A 19,844-nucleotide genomic window follows, 5' to 3' on the forward strand; every position below is an offset into this window, starting at 1 on the left:
GCATGACGACCACGACGTACTGGACCGGTGTGGACAGCCCCGTCGGGCCCCTGCTGCTGACCGCCGCGCCGACCGGTGAGCTGACCTCGCTCTCCGTGCCCGGCCAGAAGGGCGGGCGCACCGTGCGGGACGACTGGCGGCGTGATCCGGGACCGTTCCGTGAGGCCGAGCGGCAGCTCGCCGCGTACTTCGCCGGCGAGCTGAAGGAGTTCCGGCTGGCCATGAGCGCCGTCGGAACACCGTTCCGGGAGAAGGTGTGGGCCGCGCTCGACGACGTCCCCTACGGGGCGACCGTCTCCTACGGCGAGATCGCGGCGCGGATCGGCGCGTCCCGGCCCGCCGTACGGGCCGTGGGCGGCGCGATCGGCGCGAACCCGCTGCTCATCGTCCGCCCCTGCCACCGCGTGATCGGCTCCGACGGCTCGCTGACCGGGTACGCGGGCGGGCTGGAGCGGAAGGTGCGGCTGCTGACCCACGAGGGCGCGCTGCGGTCCTGACCCGGGCCCGCGGTCACCCCCGGAGGACCACGGCCAGCCATGCCGCCGTGATCAGCTGACAGGCGAACAGTTCCGTCAACACGCTCCAGCCCCCCGAGCGCATCACCGTGCGCGTCGCCGCGACCGCCTCGGCGCGCCGGCCGAGCCGCAGCCGCTCGTGGAGGCAGACACCGCCGACGAAGCCCGGGACCGCGCCGATCACGGGCAGCAGAACGAAACCGAGGAACGAGCCGCAGCCCGCGTACGCGAGCATCCTGGCGTCGGAGCCGCTCGACCGCAGCCGGCGGGGCGGCAGGGCCCAGCGCACCACCTGGGACAGGAGCAGCACCGCCGTCGCCCCCACGCACAGCCACCACGCGGCGGGCCGCGGGTCCTTCAGCGCCCACCACAGGACCCCGGCCCACACCAGCCACGAGCCGGGTACCCCTGGCAGCAGCACTCCGCACAGGCCGAGCAGGAGTACCAGCCCGGCCAGCAGGAGGTCCCACGCTCCCATCCGTCCAGGGTGCAGGAGGCGTGCGAGCGGCGCAGAACAGGACGGCCGTTCCGCCCCTCGTCGCACAGCCGTCCCATGGTTCACCCGACAGGCCGTCCCGTGCGTGCCGCGCGGCGGGGAATTTCCGGATGCCCCGTTTTCCCGCGGCCCCGGCGGTGAACAATCGGGGGCATGAGTCAGCAGGGGGGAAGGTCCACCGGTCCTGAGGACGACTGGTGGAGGCAGCTGTACGACGACACCGCCGGTGACACGGGCCCCGCGCCGGCGCCCGATTCCCTGGACGACCGTTTCGCCTCGGCGTCCGGCACCCTGAGCACGGGGCAGCCGCCCCCGGCGCCCGCGGCGAAGGTCCCCGCGCCCCGTCCGACGCCCGCATCCACCTCCCACGCCCCGGCGGAACCCCCGCCCGCCACTCCGCCGGACCCGGTGACCTTCCCGCCGGACACCGGCCGTCCACCCGGGTCGCGGCCCTCGCCGGCCGCGGACCAGGACGCCTCCCCGACCCCGCCACGCCCGCCGCAGCACCCGCCACCCCGCCCCGGCCAGGTCCCACCACCGCCCGCCGGACAGGACGCGCCTCTCCCCGCCAGGCCGGACGTGCCTCCGCCTCCGCCTGCCGGGCAGGTCCCGCCTCCGCCTGCCGCGTCGGGGGCACCTCCGTCCGCCGTGCCGGACGTGCCTCCGCGTCCCGGGCAGGTCCCGCCTCCGTCCGCCGGGCAGGTCCCGCCTCCGCCTGCCGCGTCGGGCGTACCTCCGTCCGCCGTGCCGCATGTGCCTCCGCGTCCCGGGCAGGATCCGCCTCCGTCCGCGGGGCAGGTCCCGCCTCCGTCCGCCGCGTCGGGCGCACCTCCGTCCGCCGTGCCGGACGTGCCTCCGCGTCCCGGGCAGGATCCGCCTCCGCCCGCGGGGCAGGTCCCGCCTCCGTCCGCGGGGCAGGTCCCGCCTCCGTCCGCCGCGTCGGGCGCACCTCCGTCCGCCGTGCCGGACGTGCCTCCGCGTCCCGGGCAGGATTCGCCTCCGTCCGCCGGGCAGGTCCCGCCTCCGTCCGCGGGGCAGGTCCCGCCTCCGTCCGCCGTGCCGGGCGTGCCTCCGCGTCCCCGGCAGGAGCCGTCGCCCCCCTTGCCGCCCATGGCCTTCGGTACCTGGACACCCTTTCCCGCCTCGGCCCCTCCCGCCCGCACCGCCCCGGAACCCGATGCCGCCGCGGGGCCCGCCGGTCCCCGGCCTTCCCGTCCGGAACCGCCCCCGTGCCCGCCGCCGTCCCGCGGCTTCGTCGGGGCCCGGCCTCCCACGTACGACCCCGAACCCACCGCCCTCCCCGCTGCCGACCCCGACGACCTGGACGGCCTGGTGCCGGACACCGTCCTCGACGGGGCGCGGTACGGTGCCTGCACCCTGCGGGCCGCCTCCGTGCGCGGGGACTCCGCGCGGTACCGGGGAGAACCGCGACGCGACGCGCTGCTCACCGCGCGGTTCGGCACGGGAGAGCGGGCGCTGCTCCTCGTGGCGCTGGCGACCGGCGCCCGGACCGCGCCGCTGGCGCACCTGGCCGCCGCCGAGGCCTGCCGGTGGATCGGCCGGGCGGTGGGGCGCAGCCACGTCCGCCTGGTCGACGACATACGGGCCGCCCGGCGCGGCGACCTCAAGTCGGGCCTGCACCGCCTCACCGACCGCAGTCTCGGCAGGCTCCGCGCCGGGGCCGCCGAACAGGGCCTGGAGCCCGACGCCTACACGGCCACCCTGCGCTGCCTCCTCCTGCCCGCCGACCCCGAGTGCCGCACCAGGGTCTTCTTCGGCGTCGGCCCCGGCGGACTGTTCCGGCTGCGGGACGGCGCGTGGCAGGACATCGAACCGGAGGTCGCCGAGGTCAGGGGCGAACCCGTGGTCGGCTTCGGCTCACCGCCCTCCGAGACCCCCGAGGGCGACCGGCTCACCATGGACCTCGGCATCCCCACACCCCCGAGTCCGTACGAGCCCGCGCCCGAACCACCCCGCGAGCCCTTTCGCTTCCGCACCTCCGTAGCCCGCCCGGGTGACACCCTGCTGATGTGCGGCACCGGACTCGCCGACCCGATGCACGGCGAGGACGAGTTCCGCGCCCACCTGGCCGGCCGGTGGTCCCGCCCCGAACCGCCCGGCCTCGCCGCGTTCCTGGCCGACACCCAGGTGCGGGTCAAGGGATACGCGGACGACCGCACGGCCGTCGCCGTCTGGGAGGCGTGAGCGCTCCCGGTGTGAATTCATGGAACCCGTCAGGCATCTTCGACTCCGGAGGGGCAGACGGGACACCATGGCCAGACAGAACGTCGCGGAACAGTTCGTCGACATCCTCACCCGTGCGGGAGTCAAACGCCTCTACGGCGTCGTCGGCGACAGCCTCAACCCCGTCGTCGACGCCGTGCGCCGCAACCCCGCCATCGACTGGATCCACGTCCGGCACGAGGAGACCGCGGCCTTCGCCGCCGGCGCGGAGGCCCAGATCACCGGCAGACTGGGCGCCTGTGCCGGTTCCTGCGGTCCCGGCAACCTCCACCTCATCAACGGGCTGTACGACGCCCACCGCTCCATGGCCCCGGTCCTCGCCCTCGCCTCCCACATCCCGTCCAGCGAGATCGGCCTCGGGTACTTCCAGGAGACCCATCCCGAGCAGCTGTTCCGTGAGTGCAGCCACTACAGCGAGATGATCTCCAGCCCGCAGCAGATGCCCCGGCTGCTGCAGACCGCCATCCAGCACGCGGTCGGCCGCTCGGGCGTCAGCGTCGTCACCCTCCCGGGTGACATCGCCGACCACGCCGCGCCCGAGAAGCCCCTCCAGACCGCCCTCGTCACCTCCCGGCCGACCGTCCGCCCCGGCGACGCCGAGATCGACCGGCTCGTGGACATGATCGACGAGGCCGAGAAGGTCACCTTGTTCTGCGGCGCCGGAACCAAGGGCGCGCACGCCGAGGTCATGGAGTTCGCCCAGAAGATCAAGTCCCCGGTCGGGCACGCCCTGCGCGGCAAGGAGTGGATCCAGTACGACAATCCGTACGACGTCGGCATGAGCGGACTGCTCGGCTACGGCGCCGCCTACGAGGCGACCCACGAGTGCGATCTGCTGATCCTGCTCGGCACCGACTTCCCGTACAACGCCTTCCTCCCCGACGACGTGCGGATCGTCCAGGTCGACGTGCGGCCCGAGAACCTCGGCCGGCGCTCCAAGCTGGACCTCGCGGTGTGGGGCGACGTGAAGGAGACCCTGCGCTGCCTGACGCCCCGCGTCCGCACCAAGGACAACCGGAAGTTCCTCGACCGGATGCTGAAGAAGCACGCGGACGCACTGGAGGGGGTGGTGAAGGCATACACGCGGAAGGTGGAGAAGCACGTACCCGTCCACCCCGAGTACGTGGCGTCCGTCCTGGACGAACTGGCCGACGACGACGCGGTGTTCACCGTCGACACCGGCATGTGCAACGTCTGGGCGGCCCGCTACGTCTCGCCCAACGGCCGCCGCCGGGTGATCGGTTCCTTCTCCCACGGCTCGATGGCCAACGCGTTGCCGATGGCGATCGGGGCGCAGTTCACCGACCGGGGCCGGCAGGTCGTGTCGATGTCCGGCGACGGCGGCTTCACCATGATGATGGGGGACTTCCTCACCCTCGTGCAGTACGACCTGCCCGTGAAGGTGGTCCTCTTCAACAACTCCTCGCTGAGCATGGTGGAGCTGGAGATGCTGGTCGCCGGTCTGCCCTCGCACGGCACGGCCATGAAGAACCCCGACTTCGCCGCCGTCGCCCGGGCGTGCGGCGCCCACGGGGTGCGGGTGGAGAAGCCGAAGGACCTCGCCGGGGCGCTGAAGTCCGCGTTCAGGCACAAGGGCCCGGCCCTGGTCGACGTCGTCACCGACCCCAACGCGCTCTCGATCCCGCCGAAGATCAGCAAGGAGATGGTGACCGGATTCGCCCTGTCCGCCTCCAAGATGGTGCTGGACGGCGGGGTCGGCCGGATGCTGCAGATGGCCCGGTCCAACCTGCGCAACGTGCCCCGGCCGTGAGGGCGTTCACTCCGCGTGCGGCCGCCAGTCGCGTACGGAGGTGTCGTAGGCGTAGCGGGGCAGCTCCTCGACACCGCTGGTGCGGAACGGGCGGCCGTGGTCGTCGACGCGGACCGTGCCGGTGCGGCCCTGCGAGGACCAGTCCAGCTCCAGGTACCAGCTGCAGTCGCAGGCACCGGTCCGGGCGGTGACCGCCAGCACCTCCGGGTCGGTCGCGGAGACCCGGTAGGGCATCCGCACGGCCGGGATCGGCGTGCCGGCGTCGTTCCCGGCCACGGCGCGGGCGATGGGCCGGTCCTTGTCCAGGTCCACGTCGAAGTACCGCGGGGTGAGCGCGCCGCCGCAGCCCTCGTCCATGGCGTACACGTTGCCCGGGGCGGGTGCGGCGCGGCCGGTCACCCGGACCCGGAGCGCGGTGAGGACGACGGCCGTGTCGGACGTCCCCTGCACCGAGAGCTCCACCCTCGTCTCGCCGCCGTGCACGGCCGACTGCGCCTCCGCCCACGTCCTGGCGTCCTGCGGGGCCGGGGGCGGCGGGACCTGTCTCGGCGGCCTGGCGACGACGTAGTCGTGCCCGCACCCGTACGCCCACACGTGGGAGTCGGCCGACCAGGTGAGCGGCGGGGGCCCGCCGGACACGGCCGGCTCCGGCGGGGCGGTGGTGCCGCGCGGCGACCCCGGGGCCCCGGGACGCCTCTCCGGTGCCGCGCTGCCGGTGCCGGAAGCGGTGGCGGAGGGCGTGGGCGGGGAGCTACGGCTGTGGGGCTTCGCAGCGGTCCCGGCCGGCGCGGACGTACGCGGCGGCGCGCCGGAGTTCTCCCGCCCTCCGGACGGCCGCCGGTCGTCCGGCAGCGCGGACAGGCTCCCCACGGTCGCGAGCAACGCGCACACGGCGGCCACGGCGACGCCAACCCGTTCACGCCGCCGGTACCAGGGCCGTCGCCCGCCGGCTTCCGCCGCCCGGGTCCCGCCCACGGCACCACCTTCCGCCACGGGTCCCCCCTGGGGCGCCGATTCCCCGGCCCCCGCACCGGCGCGCCCGGCGTCCGACGCACCAACGGCAACGTCGCTCGACCACGCCGGCATGCTGCGGGGACCGGCGGCCGGGCCGGGGCCGGGCACCGGGCCTGTGGGTGCTCCCCCTGCTGCCCCCGCCGAGCCGCCGTCCGGCCCCCGCGGGTGACGGCGTGCCTCCGCGGCACGGAGCCAGCGGCGGTGGAGCTCCACGCGTTCCGTGCCCGACGCACCGCAGAGCGCGGCGAACCGTTCCACGGGGGCGAAGTCGACGGGAACCGCCTCGCCGGCGCAGTAGCGGTGCAGCGTCGAGGTGTTCATGTTCAGGCGACGGGCCAGCGAGCCGTAACTGCGGTCCGTGCGTTCCTTCAGCTCCCGCAGCAGCGCCGCGAACTCCGCCACCTCGTCCTGTGCCGACACCGACACGTCACCCCGCACTCGCTCCGACCCCGGCCGGGCCCTGGTACGGCATCCCAGGCACCCCATGTACCTGCACGTCGGACGGGCTGGGACGGTTCCATGCCGGTGGATACGGCGGCGACGCTTGCGCCCGCCTCCCGGGGCGGCCGATGCTCTCGGTACGCACCGAGCCGACGGTCGCCGGAGGACCGGCCCGGTCGTCACGGCGTACTGCCTCACCCTTCCATCCCGCACACCTCACGGGGGACATCCATGCCCATGCGCACCCGGGCCGCCGCACTCGCCACGCTCACCGTCGCCGCGCTCGCGGCCGGCACGGCGCTCACCGCACCGGCCGGCGCCGCTCCGAAGAAGGCCGCCTCACCCGCGTTCCTCACCGCCTCCGAGCTGCCGCCGCACCCGTCGTCCGGCTGGACCGCGGGTCCGGTCACCGACGGCTTCCCGGTGGAGCTCGCGTACTGCCTGGGCGAGGGCGTACCGGCCTACGACTACCGGCACCGCGTCTTCCACACCGACCTGGACACGGGCGCCGTCCAGGTCACCGTGGTCACCGGCTCCGCCGCCAAGGGCAAGGCGCTGGCCGCCCTGCTCGACAAGGAGATCCGTTCCTGCGCGGACCGGATCGAGCTGTCCGACCCGGAGACCGAGGCGGAGGGCCGGTACTACGGCACCCTGCCGGTCGAGGAGGGAGCGACGGTGCGCGGGCTGCACACGGAGACCTCCTGGGGCGCCACGGACATCCACCTGCTGTCCGTGGGACGGGACGGCAGGACCGTGACCGTCGTCGGGTGGGGGCAGATGGGCGACTTCGGTGACGCCCCGGTCGCCGCCTTCAAGAAGACGACGAAGAAGGCCGTCGCCAAGCTCTACTGAACCCCACGGCCCCACCGCACCACGGCCATCACGGAGCCGGGGTCGTCCTCTCGCCACGGGGGTCGGGAGGACGGCCCCGCGCGCATGCGTGGCCACTGCACTTCGGCCAACAACCGGCCGTCGACGCCGTCACATGACTGCCTGGTGGGTGACGGGGCAATGATTCCCGTGAACGCGTTCGAGCAGCGGGGGGAATCGACATCGGCACGCGGGCGGGGGCCATGAGGAGTCAGGCTTCGGCGGATCGGCTGAGGCGCACACTGGGGCGGGCGGATCTGAGAGCGGTGCCCGAGTCCCGCAGGGCGGTGCGTGAGCTGCTCACGCACTGGGGCACACCGGAACAGTCAGCGGTCGCGGAACTGCTCACCAGCGAACTCGTCACCAACGCGCTCGTCCACACCGACGACGAGGCGGTGCTGACGGCCACCGTGGGGCCGCGTGGACTGCGGGTGGAGGTGCGGGACTTCGTCTCCCGCGAGCCCCGGCCGCGGCTGCCGTGCACCGACGACGGCACGCACGGCAGGGGCCTGGTGCTGGTCGAGGCCCTCGCCGACGAGTGGGGGGTCAGCACGCACGAGGTGGGCAAGTCCGTCTGGTTCGAACTCGGCGCGGACGCCGCCTGACGGCGCCGGCCACGCGGCGGGCCGAACGGCGGCCCGCATGGCCGCGGGGGCGGCCCGTGCGGGCCGCCCCCGTCGTCCGTCGTCCGTCGTCCGTCGTCAGCCGAACTGCTGCTCCAGGTCCTTGAGCTTGCGCTCCAGGGAGTCCAGGCGCGGCAGGGCCTGGGTGTCGTCCTCGGCGGTGAGGTCGACGGTCTGCGGGTCAGCGCCGCCGGAACGCACCGGCTGCAGGGAGGGGCGCGCACGCACGGGCAGGGCCTCCGGCGCCGGTATGGCAGGCTCCGCGGAGACCATGTCGGAGTCGCGCTCCACGGTGGCCGTCTCCAGCTCGCGCCCGCCGTCCCGGCCGACGAAACCCCGGTGGCCGCGGCTGATCGCCTTCAGCCGGGCCCGCTCCATCCGCTGCTGGTCCCGCCGGCGCTGCTTGGCCTGGTCCTTGCGGATCTTGTCCTCGCGCACCTCCTCGACCGCTTCGTCGAGGCTGCGGACGCCCTCCAGCAGCATCAGCGACCAGGCACTGTAGGTCTCCCGGGGGGCGCGCAGCCAGCGCACGATACGGATCTGCGGGAGCGGACGCGGGACCAGGCCCTGTTCGCGCAGGGCGGCCCGGCGGGTCTGCTTCAGCGCGCGGTCGAACAGGACCGCCGCCGACAGGGACATGCCCGCGAAGAAGTGCGGGGCGCCCGCGTGGCCGATGCCCCGGGGAGCGTGGACCCAGTTGAACCAGGCCGCGGCGAAGGCGAACGTCCATACGAGTATCCGCGAGCCGAGTGCCGCGTCACCGTGGCTGGCCTCGCGCACGGCGAGCACCGAGCAGAACATCGCCGCGCCGTCCAGGCCGAACGGGACGAGGTACTGCCAGCCGCCGGAGAGGCCGAGGTTCTGTTCGCCGAAGCCGACAAGGCCGTGGAAGGAGAGTGCGGCGGCCACCGCCGCACAGCAGAACAGCAGGACGTAGGAGACGGTGCCGTAGACGGCCTCCTTGCGCCGACGGCGCTCCTCGCTGCGCTCCCAGGAGTCGTCCGCGCGCGTGTCCTTGACCGAGGAGCGCTTCCCGCGCGCCAGCACCGCCACCGCCGCCAGCATGCCCAGGAGCAGCACGGCGCCCGGAAGCAGCCAGTTCAGCGATATGTCGGTCAGTCTCATCTAGGGGTCCCTTGCATTGGGATAGGGCGTAACGCCCGCCATAGTGGCCCAATCCCAGCAGCCCTCAGGGGGTTTCGGGGCAAGAGGCCGCCAAGGAAGTGCGAGGGGGGTGCACAGGGCGGCTTTCTGCTCGAACTGCCGCGTGAGGGGCGGGAGTTGAGTTCGAATAAGATTACCCGTACGGGTGGTTCCGCGGAAAGTTCCCGCGGCGGGTGAGGACATTGTGAAGCAGTCGTGACCTCTGCGGCGTGCCGACCGGATGATCTTACGTCCCCGCACGGGGTGCCGGTGTCCGACGTGACGTCAACTCGCCTGCGCGGCCACGGCGGTGGCGCGTGCGGTGACGGAGTCCCTGGCGCAGGCGCGGGGGCAGGTGGCGCACATGTCCGCGGGTCGCAGTGTGTAGAACATGCAGCAGCTCACCCGGTCCCGGGTCGCGCGCTCCGCCGCCCCGCCGGGTCCGGCGGGGCGGAAGGCGGCGGCGCCGACGTACGGCCCGGTCGCGCCCGGCAGCAGCAGTTCCAGCTCGCGCATCGCCCGCTCCTCCTCGCCGAGCAGTTGGGCGACGTACCACAGGCTCTCGACGATCTCGTCGGTCGCCATGGCCCACAGGGCGCGGCCGCGTCGCCGCATCCGGGGGCCGAAACCGGCCAGGACGGGTTCGAGGTGCTGGGCGACCGCGGCGCGCACCTCCGCCCGCAGCGCCTCCTCGTCGGGCACCACCCGGGCGCCCGGCAGCACGGCGGCCGGGTCGTCGGGCAGGCAGGCGAAACCCTCCGGCCGTACGGCCATGCGGCCCACGGCGAGACCGGGCGCGGTGCGGTCGAACGAGACATGCGTCACGGGGTAGCGCGGCACCCTGCGGTGCAGGAACCACGGGACGGTGATCAGCAGGCAGGCGGGCCACGCGTAGCGGTGCAGGCCGAAGCTCGCGATCACGTCCGGGCGGCCCTGCCGGCCGTAGTCCCGCAGTACCTGGGTCTCGTCCCAGGCCAGGAAGGCGTCCAGGCCGGTCCCCGCCTCGGCGAGCTCGGAGGCGGTGACCCAGCCGCCGCCCCGGGGGGCCTCCTCGCCGGTGGCGAGCTCGGTGACGGCCAGCGCGGGAAAGGCCTCCGCCAGACGGGCGTACGCGTCCGCGACGGCCGAACCGGGCACAGGCATGGGACCACCCATTCGCTTCTCGTGGATCCGAGCAATAAAGGTAAGGCTCACCTTACCGAAGATCGCGGATATGGGAACTGGCGTCCGGTGCGCCTATGGTGCTTGACGGACAGGTGACAACCCGCCGTAATGACCGCAAGTACCGACACGTCCGCAGGAGGACCTTGTGAAGCAGCGCACGCAGGGCCCCGCAGGGGCGGCGGAGGCGGCGGCCACCGCCGCCCCTGGCCGCTGCCGGGTGCCCGCCCAGCCGGCGGCGCAGGGCGCGGCCGACCGGCTGCGCGACCGGGCGGGCGGTACCGAGGGCGACGCCGTGCGCGGCGAGCACACGCACGGCGAAGGGCCCCTTCCCCGGCCCGCCGTCCAGCGGTCCTCCGTGCGCGGACAGATACTCGCCGCGCTGCGCACCGCGCTGGTGACCGGTGACCTGCGCCCCGGCGAGGTGTACTCCGCACCCGTGCTGGCCGAGCGGTTCGGCGTCTCCGCGACGCCCGTGCGCGAGGCCATGCAGCAGCTCGCCCTCGAGGGCGCGGTCGAGGTCGTGCCCAACCGGGGGTTCCGGGTCGTCGAGCGGGGCGCGCGGGAGCTGGCCGAGCTGGCCGAGGTCCGGGCGCTGATCGAGGTGCCGGTGATGCTGCGACTGGCGCGTACGGTGCCCGCCGAGCGGTGGGCCGGGCTGCGCCCGCTCGCCGAGGCCACCGTCCGTGCCGCGTCCTCCGGGTGCCGGGCCACGTACGCGGAGTCCGACCGCGCGTTCCACGCCGCGGTGCTCGCGCTCACCGGGAACGAGCAGCTCGTCCGGATCGCCGAGGACCTGCACCGGCGTGCCCAGTGGCCGCTGGTCGGCGGCGTCTCCGGTACCCGGGGGCGTGCGCAACTGATCGCCGACGCGCACGAACACACGGCGCTGCTCGACGCGTTGATCGCCGGCGATCTGGACGTGATCCGGTCGCTGGTGGGGGAGCACTTCAACGGGGCGGGCTGACGGGGGAGCTGCCCGTTTCCCCGCCCCCGCCGCCCCGTCCCATCCCGTTACCGGGGGCTGCGCCCCCGGACCTCCTTCCGGCCCTGAACGGGCCCTGTCCTCGACATCCCCCGGAGGAGGTGGCCCCGGACGGGCCGGATGCGGATGAGGTTGTCACGCCGTGGCCGCGCCCGGTGGGGCCAGTTGGCCGGCCAGCCAGGTGGGGACGCCGCCCAGGAGGCGGAACAGGCGGCGGGCCTCCTCCCGCAGGCGGGACGCCTCCGGGCCGGTCTCCGTATCCGCCAGGGACACCAGGGCCGGCGCCGTACCGACGAGATAGCCCAACTCCTCGCGGATCCGCAGCGACTCCGCGAACCCGTGCCGCGCTTCCGTCAGCTCCCCGTCCCGCAGGGCGAGTCCGGCGAGGTGGCGCCATGTGCCGGACAGCAGCAGCGGGTCGGCCTGCGCCGTGGCACCCGCGTGGGCGCGGCGGTACGCGGCCCGCGCCGCCTGAGGCGACCGGGTGAGGTTCTCCGCGATCAGCCCGCGCCGGAAGTCCAGCAGCGCCCGCCCCGCCGCCCCCGGAGCGATCAGCGCCGCCGCCCGGCCGAGCGCGGCCCGCGCCTCGTCCGCCCGGTCGCGCACCCGGAACAGGGTCGCCGCGTAGGCCAAGTACCCGCGTTCACAAGCGGCCGCCCCCCGCTCGTCGTCGCTGTGCGCCATCGCCTCGGCGGTCCGCAGCGCGTCCTCCGCCTCCTCCCACCCGGCCTCGGTGTACACGCACCGCTCGACCAGCAGCGACGCCCGCTGCAGGGCCGCGTCCGGGGAGTCGGGTGCGAGCAGCGCGGCGGCGTCGGCCCAGCAGGCACGGGAGCGCAGCCGCCACACCGCCGTCTGGAGGGGATCGTCTTCGGCGGTCGTTCCGTCACCGGACATGGCGGTATGCGCCACGTTGCCCTCCCCGAGCACGCCATCGAGCTGTTGAGTGGTGGCCGCATCTCAGCACGAACCACGGGGCCCGGCCAAGAGGGTGGGTGAAGGATTTCACAAAGTCGTGCGCCGCGGGCCCGAACCGGCCGACGGCCGCCCGGGCTCAGCTCATGCGCAGGGCCAGGAAGAAGTCGAGCTTGTCCTCCAGACGGGACAGGTCACGGCCCGTCAGCTGCTCGATGCGGCCGACGCGGTAGCGCAGCGTGTTGACGTGCAGGTGGAGGCGGGAGGCGCAGCGGGTCCAGGAGCCGTCGCACTCGAGGAACGCCTCCAGGGTGGGGATCAGCTCGGCCCGGTGGCGGCGGTCGTAGTCCCGCAGCGGGTCGAGGAGACGCGCGGTGAACGCGCGCCGCACGTCGTCGGGGACGAAGGGGAGCAGCAGCACGTGCGAGGCCAGTTCCTGGTGGCCGGCCGCGCAGACCCGGCCCTGGCGGGCCGCGGCGACGCGCCGGGCGTGGCGCGCCTCCTCCAGCGCACCGCGCAGCCCCTCCGCCGAGTGCACCGCGGCCGAGACGCCGAGCGTGAGCCGCCCGTCGCCGTCGAGCCCGGCCGAGAGGGGGGCGCGCACGGCCTCCAGGAGGACGTCGGCGACGACCCCGGCACCGGCGCCGTCGTGGTCGCCGGTCACCGCGGGCAGCGGGACGAGCGCGATCGCCTCGTCACCGGTGTGCGCCACGGCGATGCGGTCGGAGTGCTCGGGGCCGGCCGACGCGGGGTCGACCAGGATCTCCTCGAGCAGTGCCCGGGCCACCGGCCCGCCGTCGCCCTCCCCGCCGTCCCAGTCGACACGGGCCACCACGACCTGCCAGTGCGGCGCCGTGCCGAGCCCGGGCAGCAGCACCGGCGCGGCCACCCGCAGCCGCGCCGCCGTCTCGGCGGGCGCGGCACCCGTCTGCAGCAGCTCCAGCACCTCCTGGGCGAGCCGGCGCCGGACCGCGCGGGCCGCGTCACGGCGGTCCCGTTCGACGGCGATCAGCTGGGTCACGCCCTGGAGCAGGTCCAGCCGCTCCTCGGCCCAGTCCCCGGCGTCGGCCTCGACGGCCAGCAGCCAGTCCGACAGCACCGTCTCGCGCACGTCCCGTGCCGTGGAGGCGGAGTGCCCGCTGCCGCGCACCGGGAAGAGGCTGTACGTGATCTGGCCCAGCGTGACCCGGTGCGGTCCCGGCCGGCCGGTGCGGGCGGCGGTCAGCTGCTCCGCGGCGAGCCGGCCGCACACGTCGGCGGGCAGTGCGGGCTCCGCCCCCCGCGGCCCCGCGACCTTCGGCCCCGCGATCAGCCGGCCGGTGGGCGACAGCACCCAGGCCCGCAGGTCGAGGTCGGAGCCGAGCAGGTCGAGCACCACGTCGGGACCGCCGCCCGCCGGGCCCGACGTCATCATCCGCCGGTGCCGGTCCACGACCGCCGCCAGATCCCCGGCCCGCTCGCCGGAGACCTGCCGCACGACGTGCTCGGTGATGGTCGCGAAGGCCACCGACTCGTGCACGGCGAACAACGGCAGCCGGTGCCGCGCGCAGGCCACGACCAGGTCGTCGGGCACGTCGCCCAGTTCCGCCTCACCGGCCGCAAGGGCGGCCACCCCGGCCTGCACCAGGATCCGTACGAACGGCTCCGAGTCGGCGGCGCCCCGGCGCCAGGCCAGGCCCGTGAGCACCAGTTCCCCGCCGGAGAGATAGCGGCTGGGGTCCCGCAGGTCGGTGGTCATCACGCCCCGCACACCGCGGTCCAGCTCGTCCTCCCCGCCGAGCAGCCTCAGGCCCAGCGCGTCGGTGTCCAGCAGTGCGCGCAACCGCATTCTCGTCGCCGCCGTTCTCTGTCTCGGTATCTACGATGGACCGTGAAGGGATCTTCCGGTGCGGGCCCTCGGGGTGGCTGATCAGCGGTGTCGGCCGTTTCGCGGACGCTGTTCCCCGGTGCCGGAGGAAGATGGGGAGGTAGCAGACGACCTCCGTTCATACGAATCTACAAGATGCCCTCGTTGGCCAGCCAACTCCTTCGTGCTTTCCGTGACTGACCCGGGTGGATCACGCGGCGGTGTACTGGGCTCACTCCGAGTGAACCGCACACCGACGAGCCGGGCCCGCCGCACACGGATTGGCTCAATCTGTACGCCTTACGAGACGAAGAAGAGAGCCGGTCATGGACTTCCTTCGCCCCGCCAGCTGGGAGGAGGCGCTCGCCGCGAAGGCCGAGCACCCCACCGCTGTGCCGATCGCGGGCGGCACCGACGTGATGGTCGAGATCAACTTCGACCACCGCCGGCCCGAGTACCTCATGGACCTGAACCGCATCGCCGACCTCGAGGAATGGGAGGTCGGCGAGAAGAGCGTCCGGCTCGGCGCCTCCGTCCCCTACGCGAAGATCATGGAGCACCTGCGCGCCGAGCTGCCGGGTCTCGCCCTCGCCTCCCACACGGTCGCCTCCCCGCAGATCCGCAACCGCGGCGGTGTCGGCGGCAACCTCGGCACCGCCTCCCCGGCCGGCGACGCCCACCCGGCACTGCTCGCGGCGGGCGCCGAGGTCGAGGCCGAGTCGGTGCGCGGATCGCGCCGCATCCCGATCGACGACTTCTACACCGGTGTGAAGCGCAACGCGCTGGCGCCCGACGAGCTGATCCGCGCCGTCCACATCAAGAAGGCCGACGGCCCGCAGCAGTACTCCAAGGTCGGCACCCGCAACGCCATGGTCATCGCCGTGTGCGCCTTCGGGCTCGCCCTGCACCCCGCCACGCGGACGGTGCGGACCGGCATCGGCTCCGCCGCCCCGACGCCCGTCCGGGCCGGGACCGCGGAGGAGTTCCTGAACGCGGCGCTGGAGGAGGGCGGCTTCTGGGACAACGGGAAGATCATCACCCCTTCCGTCGCCAAGCGGTTCGCGGATCTGTGCGCCGCCGCCTGCAACCCGATCGACGACGTGCGCGGTACCGCGAGCTACCGCCGTCACGCGGTCGGCGTCATGGCCCGCCGCACCCTGACCTGGACCTGGGAGTCGTACCGCGGCGCCCACCGCACCACGGAGGGAGCCGCGTAATGCGACTCAACGTCACCGTCAACGGACGCCCCCAGGAAGCCGACGACGTCTGGGAGGGCGAGTCCCTGCTGTACGTGCTGCGCGAGCGGCTCGGCCTGCCCGGTTCCAAGAACGCCTGTGAGCAGGGCGAGTGCGGCTCGTGCACGGTCCGCCTGGACGGCGTGCCCGTGTGCTCCTGTCTCGTCGCGGCCGGACAGGCCGAGGGCCGCGAGGTCGTCACCGTGGAGGGCCTGGCGGACCACGCCGAGCAGCGTTCCCACGCCGGCGGCGCCCACGGCACCTCCCTGGACGAGGCCCGGCAGTGGCAGGCCCGGGGCACCGACTCGCAGACCGGCGAGGGCACCCGGCTGTCCCCCGTGCAGCAGGCGTTCATCGACGCCGGCGCCGTCCAGTGCGGCTTCTGCACCCCCGGTCTGCTGGTCGCCGCCGACGAGATGCTGGAGCGCAACCCGAACCCGAGCGACGCGGACATCCGGGAGGCCCTGTCGGGCAACCTGTGCCGCTGCACCGGCTACGAGAAGATCATGGACGCGGTCCGCCTGGCGGCAGCCCGCCAGCCCGAGGGGGTCTGAGCATGCCCACGAACGGTGTTCCCACCACGCTCACCCAGGGCTCGGGGACCAGGGGCGGCATCGGCGAGTCCACCCTCCGCCCGGACGGCACCCTGAAGGTCACCGGCGAGTTCGCGTACTCCTCCGACATGTGGCACGAGGACATGCTCTGGGGCCAGATCCTGCGCTCCACCGTCGCGCACGCCGAGATCGTGTCGATCGACACGAGCGAGGCGCTGGCCACCCCCGGCGTGTACGCGGTGATGACGTACGACGACCTGCCGGCCGACGTGAGGCACTACGGGCTGGAGATCCAGGACACCCCGGTCCTCGCCCACGGCAAGGTCCGCCACCACGGCGAACCGGTCGCGATCGTCGCCGCCGACCACCCGGAGACGGCCCGCCGCGCCGCAGCGAAGATCAGGGTCGAGTACCGCGAGCTCCCCGTGATCACCGACGAGGCCTCCGCCCTCGCCCCGGACGCGGTCCTCGTCCACGAGCACCGCGACGACCACCACATCGGCCACGTCCCGCACCCCAACGTCGTCCACCGCCAGCCCATCGTGCGCGGCGACGTGGCGTCCGCTCGGGAGCGCGCGGACGTGATCGTCGAGGGCGAGTACACCTTCGGCATGCAGGACCAGGCCTTCCTCGGCCCCGAGTCCGGACTCGCCGTCCCCGAGGAGGACGGCGGCGTCCACCTCTACATCGCCACCCAGTGGCTCCACTCCGACCTGCGCCAGATGGCACCCGTGCTCGGCCTGCCCGAGGACAAGGTGCGGATGACCCTGGCCGGCGTCGGCGGCGCCTTCGGGGGTCGCGAGGACCTGTCGATGCAGATCCACGCCTGCCTGCTCGCCCTGCGCACCGGGAAGCCGGTCAAGATCGTCTACAACCGGTTCGAGTCGTTCTTCGGCCATGTCCACCGCCATCCGGCCAAGCTGTTCTACGAGCACGGCGCCACCGCGGACGGCAAACTGACCCACATCGCCTGCCGCATCGTCCTCGACGGCGGCGCGTACGCCTCCGCCTCCCCGGCCGTGGTCGGCAACGCCTCCTCGCTCGGCGTCGGACCGTACGTCGTGGACGACGTCGACATCGAGGCGATCGCCCTCTACACCAACAACCCGCCGTGCGGCGCCATGCGTGGCTTCGGCGCGGTCCAGGCCTGCTTCGCCTACGAGGCCCAGATGGACAAGCTGGCGGCCCGGCTCGGCATGGACCCGGTGGAGCTGAGGCAGCTCAACGCCATGGAGCAGGGCGCGCTCCTGCCCACCGGGCAGCCGGTCGACTCGCCGGCGCCGGTCGCCGAACTCCTGCGCCGCGTCAAGGCGATGCCCATGCCGCCGGAGCGCCAGTGGGAGTCCAGCGAGGGCGCCGACGTGCGCCAGCTCCCGGGCGGCCTGTCCAACACCACGCACGGCGAGGGAGTCGTCCGCGGGGTCGGCTACGCGGTCGGCATCAAGAACGTCGGCTTCTCCGAGGGCTTCGACGACTACTCCACCGCACGGGTCCGGATGGAGGTCGTCGGCGGCGAGCCGGTCGCCACCGTGCACACCGCGATGGCGGAGGTCGGCCAGGGCGGCGTCACCGTCCACGCGCAGATCGCCCGCACCGAGCTGGGCGTCGGCCGGGTGACCATCCACCCGGCCGACACCCGGGTCGGCTCGGCGGGCTCGACCTCCGCCTCCCGGCAGACGTACGTCACCGGGGGTGCCGTCAAGAACGCCTGCGAGCTGGTCCGCGAGAAGGTGCTGGAACTCGGCCGGCGCAGGTTCGGCCCGTACCACCCGGCCTGGGCCACCGCCGAGCTCCTGCTGGAGGGCGGCAAGGTCGTCACCGACGGCGGCGAGGTGCTCGCCGACCTGGTGGACGTCCTCGGCGACGAGGCCGTCGAGGTCGAGGAGGAGTGGCGGCACCGGCCGACCGAGCCCTTCGACCTGCGCACCGGTCAGGGCAACGGCCACGTGCAGTACTCCTTCGCCGCGCACCGCGCCGTCGTCGAGGTCGACACCGAACTCGGCCTGGTGAAGGTGATCGAACTGGCCTGCGCCCAGGACGTCGGCAAGGCGCTCAACCCGCTGTCCGTCATCGGCCAGATCCAGGGAGGGACCACCCAGGGCCTGGGCGTGGCGGTCATGGAGGAGGTCCTCGTCGACCCGAAGACCGCGAAGGTGCGCAACCCGTCCTTCACGGACTACCTCATCCCCACCATCCTCGACACGCCGACCATCCCCGTCGACGTGCTCGAACTCGCCGACGACCACGCCCCCTACGGGCTGCGCGGCGTCGGCGAGGCCCCCACCCTGTCCTCCACACCGGCGGTCCTGGCAGCCATCCGCGACGCCACGGGCCTGGAACTCGACAGGACACCGGTCCGCCCGGAACACCTCACGGGCACGGCGTAAGACCGTCGCCGGGGAACCCGACACACCCCACGGCGACCCCGGCGCCGTCCACCTTGTTCGTCTCGGGCCGTCCCCCGGGTCGTGCACCTCCCCAAATCCCGTGCGGGCGCGCAAGCGCGGCGCCGGGTGTCCCTATGAACCTTGGGAGCAGGCCCACATGACCCAGCAGTCACTCACCCCGGCGACCACCGCCGAGGACGCGGCCACGGGAACCCGCGTCCCGGCCGGCCGGTCCTGGCTCGACCGGTACTTCCACATCACGCACCGGGGGTCCACCGTCGCCCGCGAGGTGCGCGGCGGCGTCACCACCTTCATGGCGATGGCGTACATCCTCCTGCTCAACCCCCTGATCCTGTCCGGGCAGGACGCCGCGGGGAACACCCTCGGCCGCACCGCCCTGATCACGGCGACCGCCTTCGCCGCGGCCCTCACCACCCTGCTGATGGGCTTCGTCGGGAAGGTGCCGCTCGCCCTCGCCGCCGGACTCTCCGTCTCCGGCGTCCTCGCCTCGCAGGTCGTGCCCGAGATGACCTGGCCGCAGGCCATGGGCATGTGCGTGATGTACGGCGTGGTCATCATGCTGCTGGTCGTCACCGGTCTGCGCGAGATGATCATGAACGCGATCCCGCTCGCACTCAAACACGCGATCACCATGGGCATCGGCCTGTTCATCGCCCTGATCGGCTTCTACAAGGCCGGCTTCGTGCACCGGGGCGAGGCGACCCCGGTCACCCTAGGTCCCGCGGGGGAACTGGCCGGCTGGCCGGTGCTGTTGTTCGCCGTCACCCTGCTCGCCGTCTTCATGCTCCAGGCGCGAGGCGTCCCCGGTGCCATCCTCATCGGTATCGGCGGCGGCACCGTGCTCGCCGTCGCGCTCAACGCGTTCGGCGTCGTCGACCCGGAGCAGTGGGCGGGCGGCGCCCCCGAGCTGAGCGGCGGCGCGGTGTCGATGCCCGACTTCTCGGCCTTCGGGGACGTCGAGTTCGGCGGCTGGGGGGAGGCCGGCGCGATGACGGTGGGGCTGATCGTCTTCACGCTCGTCCTCGCCGGCTTCTTCGACGCGATGGCGACGATCATCGGCGTGGGCACCGAGGCGAAGCTCGCCGACGGAGAGGGCCGGATGCCGGGCCTGTCCAAGGCGCTGTTCATCGACGGTGCCGGCGGCGCCATCGGCGGTGTGTCCGGCGCCTCCGGCCAGACGGTGTTCGTCGAATCGGCGACCGGTGTCGGTGAGGGGGCCCGCACCGGCCTGTCCTCCGTTGTCACCGGACTCCTCTTCGCGGCCTGCCTCTTCTTCACCCCGCTGACGGCGATCGTGCCGGGCGAGGTCGCCGCCGCGGCCCTGGTGGTGATCGGCGGAATGATGATGATGAACGCCCGCCATGTCGACTGGGCCGACCGCGCCACCGCGATCCCGGTGTTCCTGACCGTGGTGATCATGCCGTTCACCTACTCCATCACCGCGGGCGTGGCGGCCGGAGTCATCTCCCACACCGCCGTCAAGGCGGCCGAGGGCAGGGCGCGGGAGATCGGCGCCTTCATGTGGGGGCTGACACTGGTCTTCGTCGTCTACTTCGCCCTCGCCCCGATCGAGAGCTGGCTGGGCGTGCACTAGCCGCCGCACCGACCGTCCACGCAATCGCA

General features: G+C 73.7%; 16 protein-coding genes. 10 read left to right on the top strand and 6 right to left on the bottom strand.

The features are described from left to right. Nucleotides 1–2: 2 nt before the first annotated feature. On the top strand, nucleotides 3–497 hold the full coding sequence (locus tag BU52_RS00500; protein ID WP_037926038.1) for a methylated-DNA--[protein]-cysteine S-methyltransferase: 495 nt from the start codon (nucleotides 3–5) through the stop codon (nucleotides 495–497). A 13-nt stretch (nucleotides 498–510) separates the two neighbouring features. On the opposite strand, the gene BU52_RS00505 is transcribed toward BU52_RS00500, so the two are convergent. Next, nucleotides 511–993, bottom strand: coding sequence for a DUF456 domain-containing protein (locus tag BU52_RS00505; RefSeq protein WP_037926040.1), 483 nt, complete (start codon nucleotides 991–993; stop codon nucleotides 511–513). A 1,128-nt stretch (nucleotides 994–2,121) separates the two neighbouring features. On the opposite strand from BU52_RS00505, the gene BU52_RS37070 reads away from it, so the two are divergent. Together BU52_RS37070 and BU52_RS00515 are read left to right on the top strand one after the other, a co-directional pair. Next, a complete protein-coding gene (locus BU52_RS37070) occupies nucleotides 2,122–3,216 on the top strand; it encodes a protein phosphatase 2C domain-containing protein (protein WP_407702020.1) in 1,095 nt (364 codons plus the stop codon). Between the two features lie 67 nt (nucleotides 3,217–3,283). Continuing rightward, complete coding sequence (locus BU52_RS00515) at nucleotides 3,284–5,026, top strand: pyruvate dehydrogenase (RefSeq protein WP_037926042.1); 1,743 nt, start codon at nucleotides 3,284–3,286, stop codon at nucleotides 5,024–5,026. 6 nt (nucleotides 5,027–5,032) lie between these two features. Here BU52_RS00515 and BU52_RS00520 read toward each other — a convergent pair whose 3' ends face one another. Beyond that, the gene (locus BU52_RS00520; protein ID WP_037927686.1) at nucleotides 5,033–6,460 is read right to left on the bottom strand and encodes a helix-turn-helix domain-containing protein; all 1,428 of its coding nucleotides are present in this window, start codon (nucleotides 6,458–6,460) and stop codon (nucleotides 5,033–5,035) included. A gap of 252 nt (nucleotides 6,461–6,712) precedes the next feature. Between BU52_RS00520 and BU52_RS00525 the strand changes: the two genes are divergently transcribed. After that, complete coding sequence (locus BU52_RS00525) at nucleotides 6,713–7,333, top strand: hypothetical protein (protein ID WP_037926046.1); 621 nt, start codon at nucleotides 6,713–6,715, stop codon at nucleotides 7,331–7,333. Between the two features lie 221 nt (nucleotides 7,334–7,554). After that, nucleotides 7,555–7,956 carry an ATP-binding protein gene (locus BU52_RS00530; protein WP_037926050.1) on the top strand — a complete coding sequence of 134 codons (402 nt, stop codon included), beginning with the start codon at nucleotides 7,555–7,557 and terminating at the stop codon, nucleotides 7,954–7,956. Between the two features lie 96 nt (nucleotides 7,957–8,052). Here BU52_RS00530 and BU52_RS00535 read toward each other — a convergent pair whose 3' ends face one another. Next, on the bottom strand, nucleotides 8,053–9,099 hold the full coding sequence (locus BU52_RS00535) for a DUF2637 domain-containing protein (protein WP_037926052.1): 1,047 nt from the start codon (nucleotides 9,097–9,099) through the stop codon (nucleotides 8,053–8,055). A 303-nt stretch (nucleotides 9,100–9,402) separates the two neighbouring features. Next, nucleotides 9,403–10,260 (bottom strand): (2Fe-2S)-binding protein, encoded by an 858-nt coding sequence (locus BU52_RS00540; protein ID WP_037927690.1) that lies wholly within the window; start codon nucleotides 10,258–10,260, stop codon nucleotides 9,403–9,405. Nucleotides 10,261–10,426: 166 nt separating this feature from the next. Between BU52_RS00540 and BU52_RS00545 the strand changes: the two genes are divergently transcribed. Then, nucleotides 10,427–11,245, top strand: a complete 819-nt coding sequence (locus tag BU52_RS00545; protein ID WP_037926053.1) for a GntR family transcriptional regulator — start codon at nucleotides 10,427–10,429, stop codon at nucleotides 11,243–11,245. A gap of 153 nt (nucleotides 11,246–11,398) precedes the next feature. Here the strand turns inward: BU52_RS00545 and BU52_RS00550 are convergent, their stop codons facing one another. Together BU52_RS00550 and BU52_RS00555 are read right to left on the bottom strand one after the other, a co-directional pair. Then, nucleotides 11,399–12,175, bottom strand: a complete 777-nt coding sequence (locus BU52_RS00550; RefSeq protein WP_078903095.1) for a hypothetical protein — start codon at nucleotides 12,173–12,175, stop codon at nucleotides 11,399–11,401. Nucleotides 12,176–12,317: 142 nt separating this feature from the next. Next, a complete protein-coding gene (locus BU52_RS00555; RefSeq protein ID WP_037926059.1) occupies nucleotides 12,318–14,006 on the bottom strand; it encodes a PucR family transcriptional regulator in 1,689 nt (562 codons plus the stop codon). Nucleotides 14,007–14,350: 344 nt separating this feature from the next. On the opposite strand from BU52_RS00555, the gene BU52_RS00560 reads away from it, so the two are divergent. The 4 genes from BU52_RS00560 (at nucleotide 14,351) to BU52_RS00575 (ending at nucleotide 19,815) form a co-directional block, all read left to right on the top strand. Next, a complete protein-coding gene (locus tag BU52_RS00560) occupies nucleotides 14,351–15,241 on the top strand; it encodes an FAD binding domain-containing protein (protein ID WP_037926060.1) in 891 nt (296 codons plus the stop codon). Next, a complete protein-coding gene (locus tag BU52_RS00565) occupies nucleotides 15,241–15,813 on the top strand; it encodes a (2Fe-2S)-binding protein (protein WP_037926062.1) in 573 nt (190 codons plus the stop codon). The genes BU52_RS00560 and BU52_RS00565 overlap by 1 nt, the downstream gene beginning before the upstream one ends. A 2-nt stretch (nucleotides 15,814–15,815) precedes the next feature. Beyond that, on the top strand, nucleotides 15,816–18,200 hold the full coding sequence (locus BU52_RS00570; protein WP_037926065.1) for a xanthine dehydrogenase family protein molybdopterin-binding subunit: 2,385 nt from the start codon (nucleotides 15,816–15,818) through the stop codon (nucleotides 18,198–18,200). 157 nt (nucleotides 18,201–18,357) lie between these two features. Continuing rightward, on the top strand, nucleotides 18,358–19,815 hold the full coding sequence (locus tag BU52_RS00575; RefSeq protein ID WP_037926067.1) for an NCS2 family permease: 1,458 nt from the start codon (nucleotides 18,358–18,360) through the stop codon (nucleotides 19,813–19,815). Nucleotides 19,816–19,844 lie beyond the last annotated feature (29 nt).

The sequence above is a fragment of the Streptomyces toyocaensis genome (genome assembly GCF_000725125.1).
Lineage (GTDB): Bacteria > Actinomycetota > Actinomycetes > Streptomycetales > Streptomycetaceae > Streptomyces > Streptomyces toyocaensis.

What these genes read in the sequence shown, in the direction of transcription:
- BU52_RS00540 (WP_037927690.1), bottom strand. Translation starts at nt 10,260, where the DNA reads ATGCCTGTGCCCGGTTCGGCCGTCGCGGACGCGTACGCCCGTCTGGCG.
- BU52_RS00570 (WP_037926065.1), top strand. Translation starts at nt 15,816, where the DNA reads ATGCCCACGAACGGTGTTCCCACCACGCTCACCCAGGGCTCGGGGACC.
- BU52_RS37070 (WP_407702020.1), top strand. Translation starts at nt 2,122, where the DNA reads ATGGCCTTCGGTACCTGGACACCCTTTCCCGCCTCGGCCCCTCCCGCC.
- BU52_RS00525 (WP_037926046.1), top strand. Translation starts at nt 6,713, where the DNA reads ATGCCCATGCGCACCCGGGCCGCCGCACTCGCCACGCTCACCGTCGCC.
- BU52_RS00535 (WP_037926052.1), bottom strand. Translation starts at nt 9,099, where the DNA reads ATGAGACTGACCGACATATCGCTGAACTGGCTGCTTCCGGGCGCCGTG.
- BU52_RS00575 (WP_037926067.1), top strand. Translation starts at nt 18,358, where the DNA reads ATGACCCAGCAGTCACTCACCCCGGCGACCACCGCCGAGGACGCGGCC.
- BU52_RS00560 (WP_037926060.1), top strand. Translation starts at nt 14,351, where the DNA reads ATGGACTTCCTTCGCCCCGCCAGCTGGGAGGAGGCGCTCGCCGCGAAG.
- BU52_RS00500 (WP_037926038.1), top strand. Translation starts at nt 3, where the DNA reads ATGACGACCACGACGTACTGGACCGGTGTGGACAGCCCCGTCGGGCCC.
- BU52_RS00555 (WP_037926059.1), bottom strand. Translation starts at nt 14,006, where the DNA reads ATGCGGTTGCGCGCACTGCTGGACACCGACGCGCTGGGCCTGAGGCTG.
- BU52_RS00530 (WP_037926050.1), top strand. Translation starts at nt 7,555, where the DNA reads ATGAGGAGTCAGGCTTCGGCGGATCGGCTGAGGCGCACACTGGGGCGG.
- BU52_RS00565 (WP_037926062.1), top strand. Translation starts at nt 15,241, where the DNA reads ATGCGACTCAACGTCACCGTCAACGGACGCCCCCAGGAAGCCGACGAC.
- BU52_RS00505 (WP_037926040.1), bottom strand. Translation starts at nt 993, where the DNA reads ATGGGAGCGTGGGACCTCCTGCTGGCCGGGCTGGTACTCCTGCTCGGC.
- BU52_RS00515 (WP_037926042.1), top strand. Translation starts at nt 3,284, where the DNA reads ATGGCCAGACAGAACGTCGCGGAACAGTTCGTCGACATCCTCACCCGT.